This is a genomic window from Solicola agrisoli, from assembly GCF_049059935.1.
Lineage (GTDB): Bacteria > Actinomycetota > Actinomycetes > Propionibacteriales > Nocardioidaceae > JAURVT01.
Genome location: NZ_JBMGQR010000021.1, coordinates 1 through 16077, shown reverse-complemented (window position 1 = coordinate 16077; position 16077 = coordinate 1). Strand labels below are relative to the sequence as shown.

Here is a 16077-nt window from a genome sequence, read left to right as displayed (position 1 = left end):
GTACCTCTCCGGCTCGTCCGATGGTGAGGATCTGGGCACGGAGGGTTCACCCTGCGTTCACCCTGCGCGGAGGGTCGAGTCACCTGCGATCCCTAGCGTCCGAGTCGAGCGTGAACGTCTGCGCCTCGCACACCCACAGCCTTGGCACCACACACCACTTGATCCTTGTAAGGGGACCTTCGTGAACCGCACCATCAAGCGCGTCGTCGCTCCCGCCGGCGCCGCCCTCATGCTCGCCGCCGCTCTCTCCGCCTGCGGCGCCGGCAACGAGTCCGACTCCGGCAGCGACGGCGCCAGCTCCGGCGACTCCAGCCTCAGCGGCACCCTCAGCGGCGCGGGCGCCAGCTCGCAGGAGGCCGCCGTGTCGGCCTGGCAGCAGGGCTTCCAGTCGGCCAACCCCGACGTCACCGTCAACTACGACCCGGTCGGCTCGGGCGGTGGCCGCGAGCAGTTCATCGCCGGCGGCATCGACTTCGCCGGCTCGGACGCCTACCTCGAGGACGAGGAGCTGACGGGCGCCAAGGAGCGCTGCGGTGGCAACATCGTCGAGGTGCCCACCTACGTGAGCCCCATCGCGGTCGTCTACAACCTGCAGGGCGTCGACGAGCTCAACCTGTCGCCGGCCGTCGTCGGTGACATCTTCCAGGGCACCATCAAGACCTGGGACGACGCGAAGATCAAGGCCGACAACCCCGACGCCGACCTGCCGAGCACCGCCATCACGCCGGTGCACCGCTCGGACGACTCGGGCACCACCGAGAACTTCACCGACTACCTCGACCAGACCTCGGGCGGCACCTGGACCGGCGGCGCCATCCAGACCTGGCCGATCAAGGGCGGCGAGGGCGCCGAGGGCACCTCGGGCGTCATCTCCGCCGTCCAGGGCGGCGACGGCACCATCGGCTACGCCGACGCCAGCCAGGCCGGCGACCTCGGTGTCGCCAAGATCGGCGTGGGCGACGAGTTCGTCGAGCCCACCGCCGACGCCGCGGCCGCGGTGCTCGACGAGAGCGAGCAGGTCTCGGGTCGCGACGCGACCGACATCGCGTTCACCGTCAACCGCACCACCACCGAGTCGGGCGTCTACCCGATCGTCCTGGTGTCGTACATGATCGCCTGCGAGAAGTACGAGGACGCCGCCAAGGGCGAGCTCGTCAAGGGCTTCCTCACCTACGTCTCGAGCGCCGACGGCCAGGAGGCCGCCGCGAAGGGTGCCGGCTCGGCCCCCATCTCGGAGGACCTCGAGTCCAAGATCCGCCCGATCGTCGAGAAGATCAGCTGATCCGCCGGCAGGCGGCGCGCGTCCCCGCGGCGCGCGCCGCCTGCCGCGGTCGGTCCCCGTCCCGTCCAGGCTCCAGGAGCTACCCCCGTGTCCCAGACCAAGAGCGAGCGCCCCGTCGTCCGCCGCGGTGACCGTATCTTCGCCGGCATCTCGACCGGCGCCGGCATCGCGATCCTGGTGATCCTCGCCGGGGTCGCGGTGTTCCTCACCGTCGAGGGCATCCCCGGCATGACGGCCTCCCCCGACGAGGTCAAGAGCGGCACGACGTTCATCCGCTTCGTCGCTCCCCTGGTCTACGGCACGCTCTACGCGGCCATCCTGGCCCTCGTCATCGCCCTGCCCCTCGCGATCGCCGTGGCGCTGTTCATCAGCCACTACGCGCCGCGCCGCATCGCCCAGCTGCTCGGCTACCTGATCGACCTGCTGGCCGCGGTGCCCTCGGTGGTCTACGGCCTCTGGGGCGCCCAGGTCCTCGCCGGGCAGCTCGTCCCGGCCTACCAGTGGCTGGACGAGAACCTCGGCTTCCTGCCGTTCTTCGCCGGCCCGTTCTCGGCCACCGGCCGCACCTTCTTCACCGCGGGCGTGGTGCTCGCGGTGATGATCCTGCCGATCATCACCGCCATCACCCGCGAGATCTTCCTGCAGACGCCCCGCCTGCACCAGGAGGCCGCGCTCGCCCTCGGCGCCACGCGCTGGGAGATGATCCGCATGACGGTCTTCCCCTACGCCCGCTCGGGCATCGTCGGTGGCGCCATGCTCGGCCTCGGCCGCGCGCTCGGCGAGACCATGGCCGTCGCCCTGGTGCTCTCGGCCAGCGGCGTCGTCACGCTCAACCTGATCAGCTCGACCAACCCGAGCACGATCCCGGCCAACATCGCCCTGCAGTTCAAGGAGTCGAGCGGCCTGACCATCAACGCCCTGATCGCCAGCGGCCTGGTGCTCTTCATCATCACGTTCGCGGTCAACTTCGCCGCGCGCTGGGTCGTCAACCGTCGCAGCGAATTCTCCGGAGCGAACTGACATGGCACTCGACACCACCGCCCGTCCCACGGGCCCCGCTGGTCTCGGGGACGGACCGTCCCTCAAGCAGCCGAGCCTGCCCCGCCAGGCCGGCTGGGGCCTCACCGCGGCCGCCGTGCTCCTCGGCATCGGGCTCAAGACCCTCGGCTTCAGCTGGGTGCCGGCCATCGTGCTGGCCTGGCTGGCCCTGATCGTCGTCGTCTCGATCTGGTCGATCTCGGTCGAGGGCGGCCGCCGCGCCACCGACCGCATCGTCACCGTGATGGTGACGAGCGCCTTCGCCCTCGCGATGGTGCCCCTCGTGCAGATCATGTACACGGTGATCAGCAAGGGCGCCGCGGTGATGGGCGTCGACTTCTTCACCTTCTCGATGCGCAACGTGGTCGGCGAGGGCGGTGGCATCTACCACGCGATCTGGGGCACCGTCCTGATCACGCTGGCCACCACGGTCATGTCCGTGCCCATCGGCATCTTCACCGCGATCTACCTGGTGGAGTACGGCGCGAACAACCGCCTCTCGGGCTGGATCCGGTTCCTCGTCGACGTCATGACGGGCATCCCGTCCATCGTCGCCGGCCTGTTCGCCTACGCCCTGTTCGTGGTCTTCTTCGGACCGGGCGTCCGGATGGGCTTCGCGGGCGCCGTGGCGCTGGCCGTGCTGATGATCCCCGTGGTCGTCCGCTCGGTCGAGGAGATGCTCAAGCTCGTCCCCAACGAGCTGCGCGAGGCCTCGTACGCTCTCGGTGTGCCCAAGTGGCGCACCATCGTCAAGGTCGTCCTCCCGACGTCCCTGGCGGGCATCGTGACGGGCGTGACGCTCGCCGTCGCGCGCGTCATCGGCGAGACCGCGCCGCTGCTCATCACCGTCGGTGTGAGCGACTCGGTCAACTTCAACATCTTCGACGGCCGGATGGCGACGCTGCCGGTCTTCGCGTTCAACTCGATCCAGAGCCCCGGCTTCCCGCCGGCGCCCAGCATCGAGCGGGCCTGGGGAGCGGCCCTCGTCCTGATGATCATCGTGATGCTGCTCAACCTGGTGGCACGCCTGGTGTCGTACGTCTTCTCGCCCAAGGGCGAGCGGTAGTCAACGGCACCTCGAGAGGGAAGAATCAACTCATGGCCAAGAGCATCGACGTCTCCGACCTCGACATCTACTACGGCGACTTCCTCGCCGTCGAGGGAGTGACCATCCCGATCCGGGCGCGCTCGGTGACTGCGTTCATCGGTCCGTCCGGCTGCGGCAAGTCCACCTTCCTGCGGTCGCTGAACCGCATGCACGAGGTCATCCCCGGCGCGCGCGTCGAGGGCAAGGTCCTCATCGACGGCCAGGACCTGTACGGCGCCGACATCGACCCCGTCGCCGTCCGCCGCCAGATCGGCATGGTCTTCCAGCGGCCCAACCCGTTCCCGACGATGTCGATCTACGACAACGTCCTCGCCGGCAGCCGCCTGAACAGCAAGCGGATGAAGAAGGCCGACGCCGACGTCATCGTCGAGCGGTCGCTGCGCTCGTCCAACCTGTGGGTCGAGGTCAAGGACCGTCTCGGCAAGCCCGGCTCGAGCCTGTCGGGCGGCCAGCAGCAGCGTCTGTGCATCGCCCGCGCGGTCGCCGTCGAGCCGCAGGTGCTGCTCATGGACGAGCCCTGCTCGGCCCTGGACCCCATCTCCACGAGCGCGATCGAGGACCTGATCCACGAGCTCAAGGAGCAGTACACGATCGTCATCGTCACCCACAACATGCAGCAGGCCGCTCGCGTGTCCGAGGAGACGGCCTTCTTCAACCTGTCGGGCGTCGGCAAGCCCGGCCGCCTCGTCGAGGTCGGCCAGACGACCAAGATCTTCTCCAACCCCGACGAGGAGGCCACCGAGGCCTACATCCAGGGGCGCTTCGGCTGAGCCCTCGTCGGGCGTCGTCCAAACACCACGTTCACGTGGTAGCTGGGTCGATGCACGGTAGATCTCCCATGCTTCGGGCCAATCACCACGTTCACGTGGTGATTGGCCCGACGTGCGTCACGGGAGGAAGGTCTGGCCGATGCCGTAGGTGGCGGCGGCCACCAGTGCCGCGGCGGGCATGGTGACGATCCAGGCGACGACGATGCCGCGGGCGACGCCCCAGCGGACGGCGCTGAAGCGCTTGGTGGCGCCGGCGCCCATCACCGACGAGGTGATGGTGTGGGTGGTCGACACGGGGGCACCGAGGCCGAGGGCCATCACGTACAGGACGGTCGCCGCGACCGTCTCGGACGCGAACCCGCGCGGCGGGTCGAGGTCGATGATGCGGCGGCCGAGGGTGCGCATGATGCGCCAGCCGCCGGAGTAGGTGCCGAGCGAGATGGCCGTGGCGGCCGAGACCTTGACCCAGAACGGGATGCCGTCGTCGGCGGAGTAGTAGCCGCCGGCCAGCAGCGCGAGGAAGATCACGCCCATCGTCTTCTGGGCGTCCTGCAGGCCGTGACCGAGCGCCATCGCGGCAGCCGAGACGGTCTGGGCCATCTTGAAGTTGCGGTTGACCCGGCCGGGGTTGGCCTTGCGGAAGGTCCACATGATCGCGGTCATCAGCGCGAACGCCCCGGCGAACCCGATCACCGGGGACACCACCATCGGGATCAGCACCTTGTCGACCACCGCGTCCCACTTGACGCCGCTGGCCGACGCCAGGCCGGCGCCGACGAGCCCGCCGATCAGGGCGTGCGACGACGAGGACGGCAGCCCGAAGTACCAGGTGATGAGGTTCCAGGTGATGGCGCCGATGAGCGCGCCCAGCACGACCGTCAGACCGTGCAGCCCCTCCCCCTCGACGCCGCCGGCGATGATCGAGCCGATCGTGTCGGCCACCTCGGTGCCGAGGAACGCACCGAGGAAGTTCATCACCGCGGCCATCGCGAGCGCGACGCGCGGGGTGAGCGCGCGCGTCGAGATCGAGGTGGCGATCGCGTTGGCGGCGTCGTGGAAGCCGTTGGTGTAGTCGAAGACCAGCGCCACGAGGACGACGGCGACGACCATCACGAGGGCGAGATCCACCCTAGGACTCCTTGACGGCGATCTGCTCGACCGTGTTGGCCACCGACTCCAGCGCGTCGATGGCGTGCTCGAGGGAGTCGACGACGTCCTTGAGCTTCATCACCTCGAGCGTCTTGTACTTGCCGCTGAACAACGAGGCGACGATGCGGCGGTAGCTGCGGTCGCCCTGGTTCTCCAGGCGGTTGATCTCGATCCAGTACTCCTCGAGGTCCTTCATGGTGCGCAGCCGGGGCATCGCGTCGGCGGTGACCTCGCAGGCCCGCTGGAGCACCTCGACCTGGGAGGCGAACTCGGTGGGGAGGTCGCCGATCTCGTACAGCCCGATCAGGTCGACGGTCTCCTCCATGAAGTCCATGACGTCGTCGAGGTTGCTCGCGAGACGGTAGATGTCCTCGCGGTCGAACGGGGTCACGAACGTGGAGTTCACCCGACGCACGATGGCGTGGGTGGTCTCGTCCGCCTCGTGCTCGGCCTCGCGCATGCGCTCGGCGATGCTCGGACGGTCGGCCGACGAGTCGAGCATCGACGCGAGCAGCGCGGCGCCCTCGACGAGGTGCGCGGCGGACTCGGCGAACAGGTCGTAGAACGTCGTCTCGGTGGGCCGGAGACTGAATCGCACGGCGACTCTCCTCATCGACGGTGGATGGGCCTCGCCCATGCTAGGGGGTCCCGGGCGCCGCGGACGCGCGGGCGGTCGCGCGGCGTTCACCTGCCGTTCGCGCGTCGTCCACGCGGCGGGCCGACGTCCGCGCGCGGCGGATCAGCCGAGGCCGAGGATCTGGTCGATCTCGTCCTGGGTGAGGTCCTGGGACTCCGACGCCGCGATCATCAGGTTGCTGGTCATCTCGATCTCGTCGAGGGCGTCCTGGTCGCGCAGGCGGTCGTCGAGTGGTTCGAACATCGCCTCGATCCTTCGCGCGCGTGACGGGCCTGGCGCCCCGAGTCCCAGGTGGGACCGCCAGGTTATCGGCCGCAGCCGTGCGCGTCTGGAAATCGGGGGCTTCGGGGGTGGCGAGGTCGGCGGTCAGTCGTCGTCGACGTCCGTGATGTCCTGATCGTGGGAATCGGGGAGCACCGGGACCGACGTCCCCTGGTCGCGGCCGAGCTGCACGGCACGGGTGAGGGCCGAGGTGCCGAAGCGGTCGCGGATCGCGTCGACGGCGGTGTCGAGCTCGGTGCCGTCGCTGCCGTCGAAGGGCAGCTGCGGCTGGGCCGGGCCGTCGTCGAGGTTGCCGACGGCGACGCCGACGAGCGTGATGCCGTCGTCCATGATCGCCGGGGTGGCGGCGCGCAGCAGCGCGCGGGCGGTGTCGAGCACCTCGCGCGTCTGCGAGGTGGGGCCGGGCAGGGTGTGCGAGCGGGTGGCGCGCGTGTAGTCGCCGAACCGGAGCCGCAGGGTGACGGTGCGACCGCGCCGGTCGGCCGCTCGCATGCGGCTGCAGACGCGGTCGACGAGGCGGGCCAGGGCGGCGTCGACGTCGTCGGCGGTGTGCGGGCCACGTCCGAGCGCGTGCTGCGCGCCGACCGACCCGCGCCGCCTGCCCGTCTGCACCGGACGGGTGTCGAGGCCCTGCGAGATCGCGTGCAGGTGGCGCCCGGACGCCTGGCCGAGCAGCGAGACCAGCGCCCGCTCCCCCATCTCGGCGACCTGGCCGACGGTGCGGACGCGACGCTCGTGCAGCTTCTCGGCGGTGACGGGCCCGACGCCCCACAGCCGCTCGACCGGCAGCGGGTGCAGGAACGCGAGCTCGGCGTCGGTGGGCACCACGAGCAGGCCGTCGGGCTTGGCGACCCCGCTCGCCACCTTGGCCAGGAACTTGGTGCGCGCGACCCCCACGGTGATCCGCAGCCCCACCCGTTCGAGCACGTCGACGCGCAGCCGGGCGGCGATCGTGGACGGGGCGCCGCGGATGCGCCGCAGGCCGCCGACGTCGAGGAACGCCTCGTCGACCGAGATGCCCTCGACGAGCGGCGTGGTGTCGTGGAAGACGTCGAAAACCCGCCGGCTCGCCTCGGAGTACGCCGACATGCGCGGCGGCACGCTCACCAGCTCGGGGCACAGCTGGAGCGCGCGGCGTCCGTTCATCGCGGTGCGCACGCCGCGGGCCTTGGCCTCGTAGCTGCACGCGAGGACGACGCCGCCGCCCACCGCCACCGGTCGCCCCCGCAGCGAGGGGTCGTCGCGCTGCTCGACCGAGGCGTAGAACGCGTCGAGGTCGGCGTGCAGGATCGTCCCCTCGGTGGACACGAACACATGTTCGCACGTGCCACCGTCAGCGGCGGAGCGAGCGGGAACGCGTCCTCGCGCCCCTCGCCGCGGGCTCACGTAGCCTCGGCCCCGACCGACCCCACGACCCCCTCGGAGGACACCCGCATGAAGCTCTCGACCCGCAACCAGCTGCCCGGCACCGTCGTCTCGGTGACGCTCGGCGAGGCCATGGCCGTCGTCAAGGTGCAGCTCAACGGTGGCGAGACGATCACGTCGTCGATCACCAAGGACGCCGTCGACGACCTCGGTCTGTCCGAGGGCTCGGTCGTCACCGTCCTGGTGAAGTCGACCGAGGTGACGCTCGGCGTCGAGTGACCCCTCGACCCCTCCGACGGCGCCGCCCCGCACGGGGTCGGCGCCGTCGTCGTCCCCGCGACCGACGGCTCAGGTCGGCGGGACGGCCCGCAGCACGTGGTCGGGGACGACGAGGTCGGCGCGGTCGCGGGTGGGGCGGACGAGGTCGGCGTTGGCCTGGTCGGGTCCGAACGACCAGTGGCGGGCGTCGCCGGGCGACTTGCCGAACTCCGCGTGCCGGGCGACGAGCTGGTGCAGGCGGCGGTCCTCGGAGGTGTCGCAGTACCAGACCTCGGCCATCGCCTCGCGCACCGGACGCCAGCGGTCGTCGTCGAGCAGCAGGTAGTTGCCCTCGCTCACCACGAGCCGGACCGACGGGTGCACGGCGATCGCCCCGGCGAGCGGCTGCTCCAGCACCCGCTCGAACCCGGGCGCGTAGACCACCTCGTCGGGGCGGTCCGGCTCGGAGACGAGACGACGCACGAGCGCCGCGTACCCCGCGGCATCGAACGTGTCGGGGGCGCCCTTGCGGTCGAGGTTGCCCAGCCGGGTCAGCTGCACGTCGGCGAGGTGGAACCCGTCCATCGGGACGTGCGCGACCCACCCGCCGGGATCCAGACCCTCGGGCGGCCGTGCGGCCAGTGCCTCGACGAGGCGCTCGGCCAGCGTCGTCTTGCCGGCGCCGGGGCTGCCGCTGATGCCGAGGACCACGCGACGGTCGCCCGTCACGAGGGAGCGGGCGCGCTCGACGAGCGCGTCGAAGGTGAGGTCGTCCACGGCGCTTGTCTACCGCACGCGCGCGCTGGTCCTGACCCTCCCCGCCTCGAACGACGGGCTGCCCGAGTAGCGCACGGTGAAGGTGCGCCTGCCCGACCTGGCCTTGCTCACCGTCAGCCGAGCCGTCCCGGTGCGGTCGAGCGTCGCGGTCCGGGTGGCGGCCTTGCCGTTGCGCAGCTTGTAGCGGACGGTCACCGTCCCGCTCGCGGTGCCGGTGCCCGCGCGGGGCGCGACCCGGACCCGGAGGGTGGCCTGCTGCTTGCGCTTGCTCGCGACCGTGACGGTGAGCCTCGGCGTCGCCCTGAGCCGGAGGTCGAGCGACGCCGTGCGCCCGAGCCCGGGGGTGGGCGCCGGGGCACTCGCCGGCGTGCTGAAGCCCTTGGCCGACGCCGACACCCGCTGCGACGCGTCCTCGTCGACCATCACGCGGTACCGGCCCCGGGCGTCTGACCTGGTGCGCTGAGACGGGTACGCGTCGAAGTCGTTGTCGGCCTGGTAGAAGCTCCGCACCTCGATCGCCGCACCCGCCACGGGCCGGCCGCCGGCGTCGCGGACGGTGCCGGTGACGAACGCGTTGCGGTGACGCAGCGTCTCGGTGCCGATCGACGCGTCGCCCGCCGTCACGTCGACCACGCGGCTCCTCGCGTCGCAGCCGGGCCCCGGGTCGGGCTGGGGGAAGTCGGGGTCGTACCAGTTGTAGCGCGGCACGTAGTAGCCGCCGAGGCACTGCGGGGCGAAGGTGGCGTCGGCCGCGGTCTCGGGGTCCACCGTGCCGCGGTGGGGACGGGCGGTGAGCCCGCGAGCGACGAACCGTCCGTCCCTGCCCGTGACGGTGTGCCGCACCCAGCTGTAGAGCGAGTCGTCCCAGAGCGTGACGACCGCGCCCACCGCCGGCCTGCCGTCGACACGCACCACCGTGCCGGTGACCGTGCGCCCCGCGGCGAGCCGGACGTCCACGGTGACCGTGCCGCCCGAGACGGTGACGGGGACGACCCTCGGCTGCCACCGGCCGTCGAGGTCCTCGACGGCGAGCTCGTAGGAGCCGGACGGCACCCCGGCCATGCTGAACCGTCCGCGCGCGTCCGCCTCGTCCCCGTCGATCTGTCGCGGCTCGGGGTCGGGCTCGAGGCGCGGGTCGACCAGGCGGACGTACGCCTTGTCGAGCGGCGCCCCACCGGTCACGGTGACGGTGCCGCGGACGGTCGCGGTGGACGCCGCCCCCGAGGCGGGGGCCGCGAGCGCGCCGGCGGCCAGCAGCAGGGTCAGGGCGAGCGCGGCTCTCACGGTTCGCATCGGTTCCTCCTGGTCGGTGGTGTCGACAGGTCAGATGCCCGACACGTCCCCGTGGTTCACCGCGCGCTCACGACGATCTCAAGACACGCGCATACCCGGTGCGCCCGCCGCTCGCGGACCCCATGATGGGTTGGTGCCTCCCACCGCCGAGTTCGTGCCACGCGCGTCGCGCCCCGTCGCGACCGCCGACGACCTCGCCGAGGCGCTGAGGCTGGCCGAGCGCGAGCTCGCCCAGCTCGAGGACGTGGGCTCGTGGATGTTCGTCGCGCTCAGCAAGCTGCGGCTGCCGTACTGGCCTGCCGAGCGACGTGCCTTCGTGCTCGAGGGACTCATCATCGAGCCGTTCGCCCATCGCGTCGACGCCGGCACCTGGCGGTGGGCCGAGCCCGCCGCGCACGGCGAGGTCGAGGTGCCCGAGCGCCCGCGGGCGCGCACCACGGCCGAGGTGCTCGCACGGATCGAGCCGGCCGACCACGCCACGGTGCTCGAGGTGCTCGACGCGTCGGCGCAGGACGAGGACGTCCGCCGCACCGAGCTGCGTGCCGTCGAGACGGACGGCACCGTCGTCCCGGTGGTGATGCTCACCCGCGGCTGCCGCCCCTGCCCGGCGGGGGACGTCGACGTCGTCGTCGGCTACGCCATGGCCGGTCCGAGCTGACGCAGGTCGGGCAGACGGCACCAGGTCGCGGATGGTCGTGAGCCCGGGCCTATCGTCCAGAGATCCCGAGCGGTCGCTCGGGCAGACCTCAGGAGCAGCGTGACCCCCTTCAGTGCCGACCACTCCCTGCCGTCGCCGTCCGCCCGCGCCGCCGAGCTGCGCGACACGATGGTGCAGTTCGTGCGCGACGACGTGCTGCCCGCCGAGGCCGAGTACCTCGCGGCGCGGCGCGGCGTCCACCCCGACGACCACGTCGTCCCGCCCGTCGTCGAGAAGCTGAAGTCCACGGCCCGTCAGCGCGGGCTGTGGAACCTGTTCCTGCCGTCGGAGTCGGGGCTGACGCAGCTGGAGTACGCGCCGATCGCCGAGCTGTCGGGCTGGAGCAACGACCTCGCCCCCGAGGCGATCAACTGCCAGGCCCCCGACACCGGCAACATGGAGCTGCTGCACCTGCTCGGCACGCAGGAGCAGAAGCGCACCTGGCTCGAGCCGCTGCTCGACGGCCGGATCCGCTCGGCCTTCGCGATGACCGAGCCCGACGTCGCCAGCAGCGACGCCACCAACATCGCCACCCGGATCGAGCGCGACGGCGACGAGTACGTCATCACCGGCCGCAAGTGGTGGACGAGCGGCGCTATGGACCCGCGCTGCGCCGTCCTCGTCGTCATGGGCAAGACCGACCCGTCGGCCGCCACCCACCGTCAGCAGACGATGGTGATCGTCCCGATGGACACCCCCGGCGTCACCGTCGTGCGCGACCTGCCCGTCTTCGGGCACCACGACCAGCACGGCCACGCCGAGGTCCGCTTCGACGGCGTGCGCGTGCCGGTGTCGAACGTCGTCGGCGAGGAGGGCGGCGGGTTCGCGGCCGCGCAGGCCAGGCTCGGCCCCGGCCGCATCCACCACTGCATGCGCGCGCTGGGCGCGTCGGAGCGTGCGCTCGCGATGCTCGTGGAGCGCGCGCAGAGCCGCGTCGCGTTCGGCGCCCCGCTCGCCGAGCAGGGCGTCGTCCAGCAGCAGATCGCCGAGTCGCGCATCGAGATCGAGCAGGCGCGCCTGCTCTGCCACCGCGCGTGCCACGTGATCGACACCGAGGGCAACAAGGCGGCCCGCGGGCTCGTCGCGATGGCCAAGGTCGCCGTCCCCCGTGCCGCGACCGCCGTCATCGACCGCGCCATCCAGGTGCACGGCGGCGCCGGCGTCACCGACGTCACCCCGCTCGCCGCGATGTACGGCTGGCACCGCGCGATGCGCCTGTTCGACGGTCCCGACGAGGTGCACCTGCGCTCGATCGCCAAGGCCGAGCTCTCGTCCACCCCCGTCCTGCCGCCCGGCAGCAGCTGGGCCTGACGCGACGGGGTCGCCGCTCGTCAGAGGGCGGCGAGCATGTCCTTCATCCGGCGGATCTCGACGAGCTGGCCGGTGTTGACGTCGGCGGCGAGCTCGGCGACGCGGACGTCCACGCCGCCGGTGGCGACGTCGTCGGCCATCGCAACGGCGCCCTCGTGGTGGCGGATCATGCCCTCGAGGAAGAGCCGGTCGAACGCGGCCCCGCGGGCGGCGTCGAGCTCGGCGAGCTGGTCGTCGGTGAGCATGCCCATCATCTCGCCGTGACCGTGCGCGCCGTGGTCGTGCGCGGACCCGTGGTCGCCCGCCGACGGCACCTCGACCCGGCGCGACTTCAGCCAGGCCGACATCTGCAGGATCTCGGGACGCTGCGCGGCCTCGATGCGACTGGCCAGACGCTTGACGCCCGCGTCGCTCGCGTGGGTCGCCGCCATCGCGGTCATCGTCAGCGCCTGCCCGTGGTGCGGCACCATCATCTGCACGAACTCGACGTCGTCGTCGTTGAAGTCGTCCGCCGCGCCCTCGACCTTCTCCGGCGCCACCGTCGTCGCGTCCTCGCCGGGCTCCCCCGGCACGATCACGTCGACCCCGCCCGAGGCGTCGTCCTCGGACGACGAGCACGCGGTGGTGCCCGCCAGGAGCAGGACGGACGCGAGCGCCAGGACGGCTCGCGGGGCTCGGCACTGCAGGACCACGGACGGGCTCCTCGTCTCGGCCGCGCACCAGTTCCAGATGTCGGGTTTGAGCCGGTGCGCGCGGGGTAGGACACCCCCATCGTCCCCACTCGCCGCCGGCGTAAACCCCTGAGAGGCCACGATCGACGTGAAGAACCGCACCTGGAGAGCCCCCCGGCCACGCCGCCACGCGACGGTGATCGGCACGGCCGTCGCCGGACTCGTCCTCGCCGTCGGCATGAACGGCCAGGCCTTCGCCGACGACGAGGAGGAGCGCGAGGGCGCGTCCACGCGCAGCGCCGGCTCGTCGTGCTCCGCAGCCGAGCTCGCCGAGCTCAAGGCCGCCGGCGACAACTTCGCCCAGGCCTGTCTGCCCGGCAACGACTTCGCCGGCCTCAAGGCCCAGCCCGACACGCTGAAGCCGGGCGAGAGCGACTCCAGCGACAACCTGTCGCTGATCGCCAACCTGCCCAAGCAGGGCCCGTTCGCGTCCGAGGCGGCGCTGAACTCCGACCTCGCGTTCAAGGGCGACTACGTCTTCGCGGGCAACTACGAGGGCTTCATGGTCTACGACGTGAAGCGCCCGAAGTACCCGCGGATCGTCGCTCAGGTGAAGTGCACCGGCGCGCAGAACGACATCTCGGTCTACAAGAACCTGCTGGTGCTGTCGGTCGACTCCAGCCGCAACGACAGCTCGTGCGCGAGCACGGCGCAGTCGGCGACCGTCAAGACCTCGTGGGAGGGCGTGCGCGTCTTCGACATCTCCAACCCCGCGTCGCCGCGCTACGTGTCCGCCGTCGAGACCCCCTGCGGCTCGCACACGCACACGCTGGCGCCCGACAAGAAGAACAAGAACGTCTACGTGTACGTCTCGTCGTACTCGCCCAACGCGGCGTTCCCCGACTGCCAGCCGCCGCACGACAAGATCGGCGTCGTCAAGGTTCCCGTCGACGACCCGGCTGCCGCCAAGCTCGTCGGCACCCCGGTGCTGTTCCCGGACGGCGGCCAGCCCGCCGGCGGCTACTCCAGCCAGACCACCGGCTGCCACGACATCACCGCCTACCCGTCCAAGGACATCGCCGCCGGTGCGTGCATGGGAGACGGCATCCTGATGGACATCTCCGACCGAGAGAACCCCAAGGTGACCACGACGGTCCGCGACACCGAGAACTTCGCGTTCTGGCACTCGGCGACCTTCAACAACGCCGGCACCAAGGTCGTCTTCACCGACGAGCTCGGCGGCGGCGGTGGCCCCACCTGCAACCCCGAGACGGGCCGCACCAAGGGCGCCGACGCGATCTACGACATCACGCGCCTCGGCCAGCTGAAGTTCGGCAGCTACTACAAGATCCCGCGCACCCAGTCCAACACCGAGAACTGCGTGGCCCACAACGGCTCGCTGATCCCGGTCGAGGGCAAGGACATCATGGTGCAGGCCTGGTACCAGGGCGGCATCTCGGTCATGGACTTCACCAACTCCAAGAAGCCCAAGGAGATCGCCTGGTTCGACCGCGGTCCGATCTCGGACACCGAGCTCAAGACCGGCGGATCGTGGTCGGCGTACTACTACAACGGCTACATCTACTCCAACGACATCCAGAAGGGCCTTGACGTCCTGTCGCTGGACGACAAGCGGACCGACGGTGCCAAGAAGGTGCGGATGGACCGCTTCAACCCGCAGTCGCAGCCGTTCTACAACAACTGACGCGCTCGACCTGACGACGGCCCCCTCCCTTCGGTGGGGGCCGTCGTGCGTCTACCGGTAGCCCAGGATCCAGACGGCGCCGGCCGCGGTGGGCAGCACCGAGACCACCGTCCAGAGCACGCTGAACGGACGGCGTCCGAGGATGACGCGCACGCCGACCACGGTGCCGATCGCGATGAGCGCCGAGATCACCAGGAGCCAGGACGCGTCGGTGCGGCGGCCCTGGCCCATCACGACGTACGCGCCGCCGATGAGGCCGAGCACGCCGTGGATGGTGATGGAGAACAGGCCGACGGCGCCGACGCGGCGCCGCACGCGGTCGATGGACGACATCGGCGGCGGCGTCGTCCGACGCGGATCGGTGGCGGGTCCTCCTGCTGGCACCCCTCCAGTGTGGGGGCCGGACGGCTCGGCCTACCGTCGGGTCCATGGGACGCACGCTCGAGATCCGGACCGACGACGGCGTGGCGGAGGCCTACCTCGCCGGTGAGCCCGGACGGCCGGGGGTGCTCCTCTACGTCGACGCCATCGGCCTGCGTCCTCAGATCGCGTCGATGGCCGACCGCGTCGCGGGCTGGGGTTGCACCGTGCTGGTGCCGCACGTGTTCTACCGCGACGGCAGCGCCGCCGACCTCGCACCGCAGGGCGACCTGCGTGAGCAGGGCGCACGCGAGGCGTTCTTCGGGTCGGGCGTGATGGACCGCGTGGGGGCGCTCACCCCCGACCTGTCCGGACCCGACGCGCGCGCCTGGGTCTCGACCCTGCAGGAGCACGCCGCTGACGGACCGATCGGCACCACCGGCTACTGCATTGGCGCACGGCTCGCGATCCGGACGGCCGGCTGGTTCCCCGGTCTCGTCGCGGCGGTCGGCGGGTTCCACGGCGGCGGCCTGGTGACCGACGAGCCCGACAGCCCGCACCTGTCCGTCGCGGCATCCACCGCGTCCTACGCCTTCGGGCACGCCGACGCCGACCGCTCGATGCCGCCCGAGGCGGTCGCCACCCTCGGCCGGACGCTCGCGGACGCCGGCCGTCCCCACGTCAACGAGGTCTATCCCGGTGCCCCGCACGGCTACTCGATGGCCGACACGTCGATGTACGACGAGCAGGCCGCCGAGCGGCACTTCGACGTGCTGCGCCGGCTGCTCGACGAGACGATCCTCGCGGGCTGAGGCTCAGCCCGCGGCCCGGGCGGCACGTCCGCGCCACCAGGCTCCGAGGGCCGCCAGGACGCCCAGCAGCACCGCTCCGGCCACGAACGCGGGCGGTCCGAGCACCAGCGTGTACAGGCGCAGGGTGTCGCGCACCGACATGCAGTCGAACACCGCGACCCTGGTGCAGCCCTCGACCTCGTCCTGGGGCACGACGAGCCAGGCGAGCGCCGCGGTCACGATCGGCACCGCCCAGAACACGGTGGCGACCGCGATCATCGCCCGTCGGATCGTCGTCATGCCCCCACGGTGGCGGGCTCGACGGCACGTCGACAGCGCGCTCGTACTCAGCCGGAGTGAGCACCGGCGATCTCGTGGGTGCGCTGCTCACGCATCGCGCGCAGGTGCACCACGGCCCAGGTGCGGAAGGGGCGCCACGACTCGGCGACGTCGTCGAGCGAGGCGCCGGCGCCGTACTGCTCCTCCACCTCGGCGGTGACGCGGTCCTCGTGGCGCGGGACGGCGTCGGGGGCGTTGGCGCCGCGCAGGACGACGAGCTCGGCGGCGAACGGTCCGAGCCCCA

General features: G+C 71.5%; 18 protein-coding genes and 1 pseudogene. 9 read left to right on the top strand and 10 right to left on the bottom strand.

Annotation, left to right across the window (positions count from 1 at the left end; translation table 11 throughout):
• Positions 1–181 precede the first annotated feature (181 nt).
• From pstS to pstB, 4 genes are all read left to right on the top strand, one after another.
• On the top strand, positions 182–1282 hold the full coding sequence (gene pstS / locus ACI6PP_RS09875; protein WP_421111232.1) for a phosphate ABC transporter substrate-binding protein PstS: 1101 nt from the start codon (positions 182–184) through the stop codon (positions 1280–1282).
• Between the two features lie 87 nt (positions 1283–1369).
• Positions 1370–2302 carry a phosphate ABC transporter permease subunit PstC gene (gene pstC, locus ACI6PP_RS09870; RefSeq protein WP_421111230.1) on the top strand — a complete coding sequence of 311 codons (933 nt, stop codon included), beginning with the start codon at positions 1370–1372 and terminating at the stop codon, positions 2300–2302.
• A 1-nt stretch (position 2303) separates the two neighbouring features.
• Positions 2304–3386 (top strand): phosphate ABC transporter permease PstA, encoded by a 1083-nt coding sequence (gene pstA / locus ACI6PP_RS09865; RefSeq protein WP_421111228.1) that lies wholly within the window; start codon positions 2304–2306, stop codon positions 3384–3386.
• Between the two features lie 32 nt (positions 3387–3418).
• Entirely contained in the window at positions 3419–4198 is a 780-nt protein-coding gene (gene pstB, locus ACI6PP_RS09860) for a phosphate ABC transporter ATP-binding protein PstB (protein ID WP_421111227.1), read from the top strand.
• Positions 4199–4315: 117 nt separating this feature from the next.
• On the opposite strand, the gene ACI6PP_RS09855 is transcribed toward pstB, so the two are convergent.
• From ACI6PP_RS09855 to dinB, 4 genes are all read right to left on the bottom strand, one after another.
• Positions 4316–5308 carry an inorganic phosphate transporter gene (locus tag ACI6PP_RS09855; protein ID WP_476712931.1) on the bottom strand — a complete coding sequence of 331 codons (993 nt, stop codon included), beginning with the start codon at positions 5306–5308 and terminating at the stop codon, positions 4316–4318.
• Between the two features lie 19 nt (positions 5309–5327).
• Complete coding sequence (locus ACI6PP_RS09850; RefSeq protein ID WP_421111223.1) at positions 5328–5945, bottom strand: DUF47 domain-containing protein; 618 nt, start codon at positions 5943–5945, stop codon at positions 5328–5330.
• A 141-nt stretch (positions 5946–6086) separates the two neighbouring features.
• Complete coding sequence (locus ACI6PP_RS09845; RefSeq protein WP_421111222.1) at positions 6087–6227, bottom strand: hypothetical protein; 141 nt, start codon at positions 6225–6227, stop codon at positions 6087–6089.
• 123 nt (positions 6228–6350) lie between these two features.
• Positions 6351–7574 (bottom strand): DNA polymerase IV, encoded by a 1224-nt coding sequence (dinB, locus tag ACI6PP_RS09840; RefSeq protein WP_421111220.1) that lies wholly within the window; start codon positions 7572–7574, stop codon positions 6351–6353.
• 126 nt (positions 7575–7700) lie between these two features.
• Between dinB and ACI6PP_RS09835 the strand changes: the two genes are divergently transcribed.
• Positions 7701–7910: a TOBE domain-containing protein gene (locus ACI6PP_RS09835; RefSeq protein WP_421111218.1), complete on the top strand. Its 210-nt coding sequence runs from the start codon at positions 7701–7703 to the stop codon at positions 7908–7910.
• A gap of 69 nt (positions 7911–7979) precedes the next feature.
• Here ACI6PP_RS09835 and ACI6PP_RS09830 read toward each other — a convergent pair whose 3' ends face one another.
• On the bottom strand, positions 7980–8666 hold the full coding sequence (locus ACI6PP_RS09830) for a nucleoside/nucleotide kinase family protein (RefSeq protein ID WP_421111217.1): 687 nt from the start codon (positions 8664–8666) through the stop codon (positions 7980–7982).
• Between the two features lie 9 nt (positions 8667–8675).
• A complete protein-coding gene (locus ACI6PP_RS09825) occupies positions 8676–9959 on the bottom strand; it encodes a carboxypeptidase regulatory-like domain-containing protein (protein WP_421111216.1) in 1284 nt (427 codons plus the stop codon).
• A 133-nt stretch (positions 9960–10092) separates the two neighbouring features.
• On the opposite strand from ACI6PP_RS09825, the gene ACI6PP_RS09820 reads away from it, so the two are divergent.
• Positions 10093–10617 carry a hypothetical protein gene (locus tag ACI6PP_RS09820; protein WP_421111214.1) on the top strand — a complete coding sequence of 175 codons (525 nt, stop codon included), beginning with the start codon at positions 10093–10095 and terminating at the stop codon, positions 10615–10617.
• A 99-nt stretch (positions 10618–10716) separates the two neighbouring features.
• On the top strand, positions 10717–11967 hold the full coding sequence (locus ACI6PP_RS09815; protein ID WP_421111212.1) for an acyl-CoA dehydrogenase family protein: 1251 nt from the start codon (positions 10717–10719) through the stop codon (positions 11965–11967).
• Positions 11968–11987: 20 nt separating this feature from the next.
• Here ACI6PP_RS09815 and ACI6PP_RS09810 read toward each other — a convergent pair whose 3' ends face one another.
• Positions 11988–12659 carry a DUF305 domain-containing protein gene (locus ACI6PP_RS09810; RefSeq protein WP_421111210.1) on the bottom strand — a complete coding sequence of 224 codons (672 nt, stop codon included), beginning with the start codon at positions 12657–12659 and terminating at the stop codon, positions 11988–11990.
• A 127-nt stretch (positions 12660–12786) separates the two neighbouring features.
• On the opposite strand from ACI6PP_RS09810, the gene ACI6PP_RS09805 reads away from it, so the two are divergent.
• Complete coding sequence (locus tag ACI6PP_RS09805; protein ID WP_421111208.1) at positions 12787–14343, top strand: LVIVD repeat-containing protein; 1557 nt, start codon at positions 12787–12789, stop codon at positions 14341–14343.
• A 51-nt stretch (positions 14344–14394) separates the two neighbouring features.
• Here the strand turns inward: ACI6PP_RS09805 and ACI6PP_RS09800 are convergent, their stop codons facing one another.
• Entirely contained in the window at positions 14395–14727 is a 333-nt protein-coding gene (locus ACI6PP_RS09800; RefSeq protein ID WP_421111206.1) for a hypothetical protein, read from the bottom strand.
• Between the two features lie 44 nt (positions 14728–14771).
• Between ACI6PP_RS09800 and ACI6PP_RS09795 the strand changes: the two genes are divergently transcribed.
• Complete coding sequence (locus ACI6PP_RS09795; protein WP_421111205.1) at positions 14772–15515, top strand: dienelactone hydrolase family protein; 744 nt, start codon at positions 14772–14774, stop codon at positions 15513–15515.
• A 3-nt stretch (positions 15516–15518) separates the two neighbouring features.
• Here ACI6PP_RS09795 and ACI6PP_RS09790 read toward each other — a convergent pair whose 3' ends face one another.
• Positions 15519–15794, bottom strand: coding sequence for a hypothetical protein (locus ACI6PP_RS09790; RefSeq protein ID WP_421111203.1), 276 nt, complete (start codon positions 15792–15794; stop codon positions 15519–15521).
• A 47-nt stretch (positions 15795–15841) separates the two neighbouring features.
• Positions 15842–16077 (bottom strand): annotated as a pseudogene (locus ACI6PP_RS09785) (hypothetical protein); the annotation flags it as partial.

Coding starts and splice junctions, on each gene's coding strand:
- pstB (WP_421111227.1), top strand. CDS start 3,419: ATGGCCAAGAGCATCGACGTCTCCGACCTCGACATCTACTACGGCGAC.
- pstA (WP_421111228.1), top strand. CDS start 2,304: ATGGCACTCGACACCACCGCCCGTCCCACGGGCCCCGCTGGTCTCGGG.
- ACI6PP_RS09825 (WP_421111216.1), bottom strand. CDS start 9,959: ATGCGAACCGTGAGAGCCGCGCTCGCCCTGACCCTGCTGCTGGCCGCC.
- ACI6PP_RS09845 (WP_421111222.1), bottom strand. CDS start 6,227: ATGTTCGAACCACTCGACGACCGCCTGCGCGACCAGGACGCCCTCGAC.
- ACI6PP_RS09795 (WP_421111205.1), top strand. CDS start 14,772: ATGGGACGCACGCTCGAGATCCGGACCGACGACGGCGTGGCGGAGGCC.
- ACI6PP_RS09835 (WP_421111218.1), top strand. CDS start 7,701: ATGAAGCTCTCGACCCGCAACCAGCTGCCCGGCACCGTCGTCTCGGTG.
- ACI6PP_RS09790 (WP_421111203.1), bottom strand. CDS start 15,794: ATGACGACGATCCGACGGGCGATGATCGCGGTCGCCACCGTGTTCTGG.
- ACI6PP_RS09855 (WP_476712931.1), bottom strand. CDS start 5,308: ATGGTCGTCGCCGTCGTCCTCGTGGCGCTGGTCTTCGACTACACCAAC.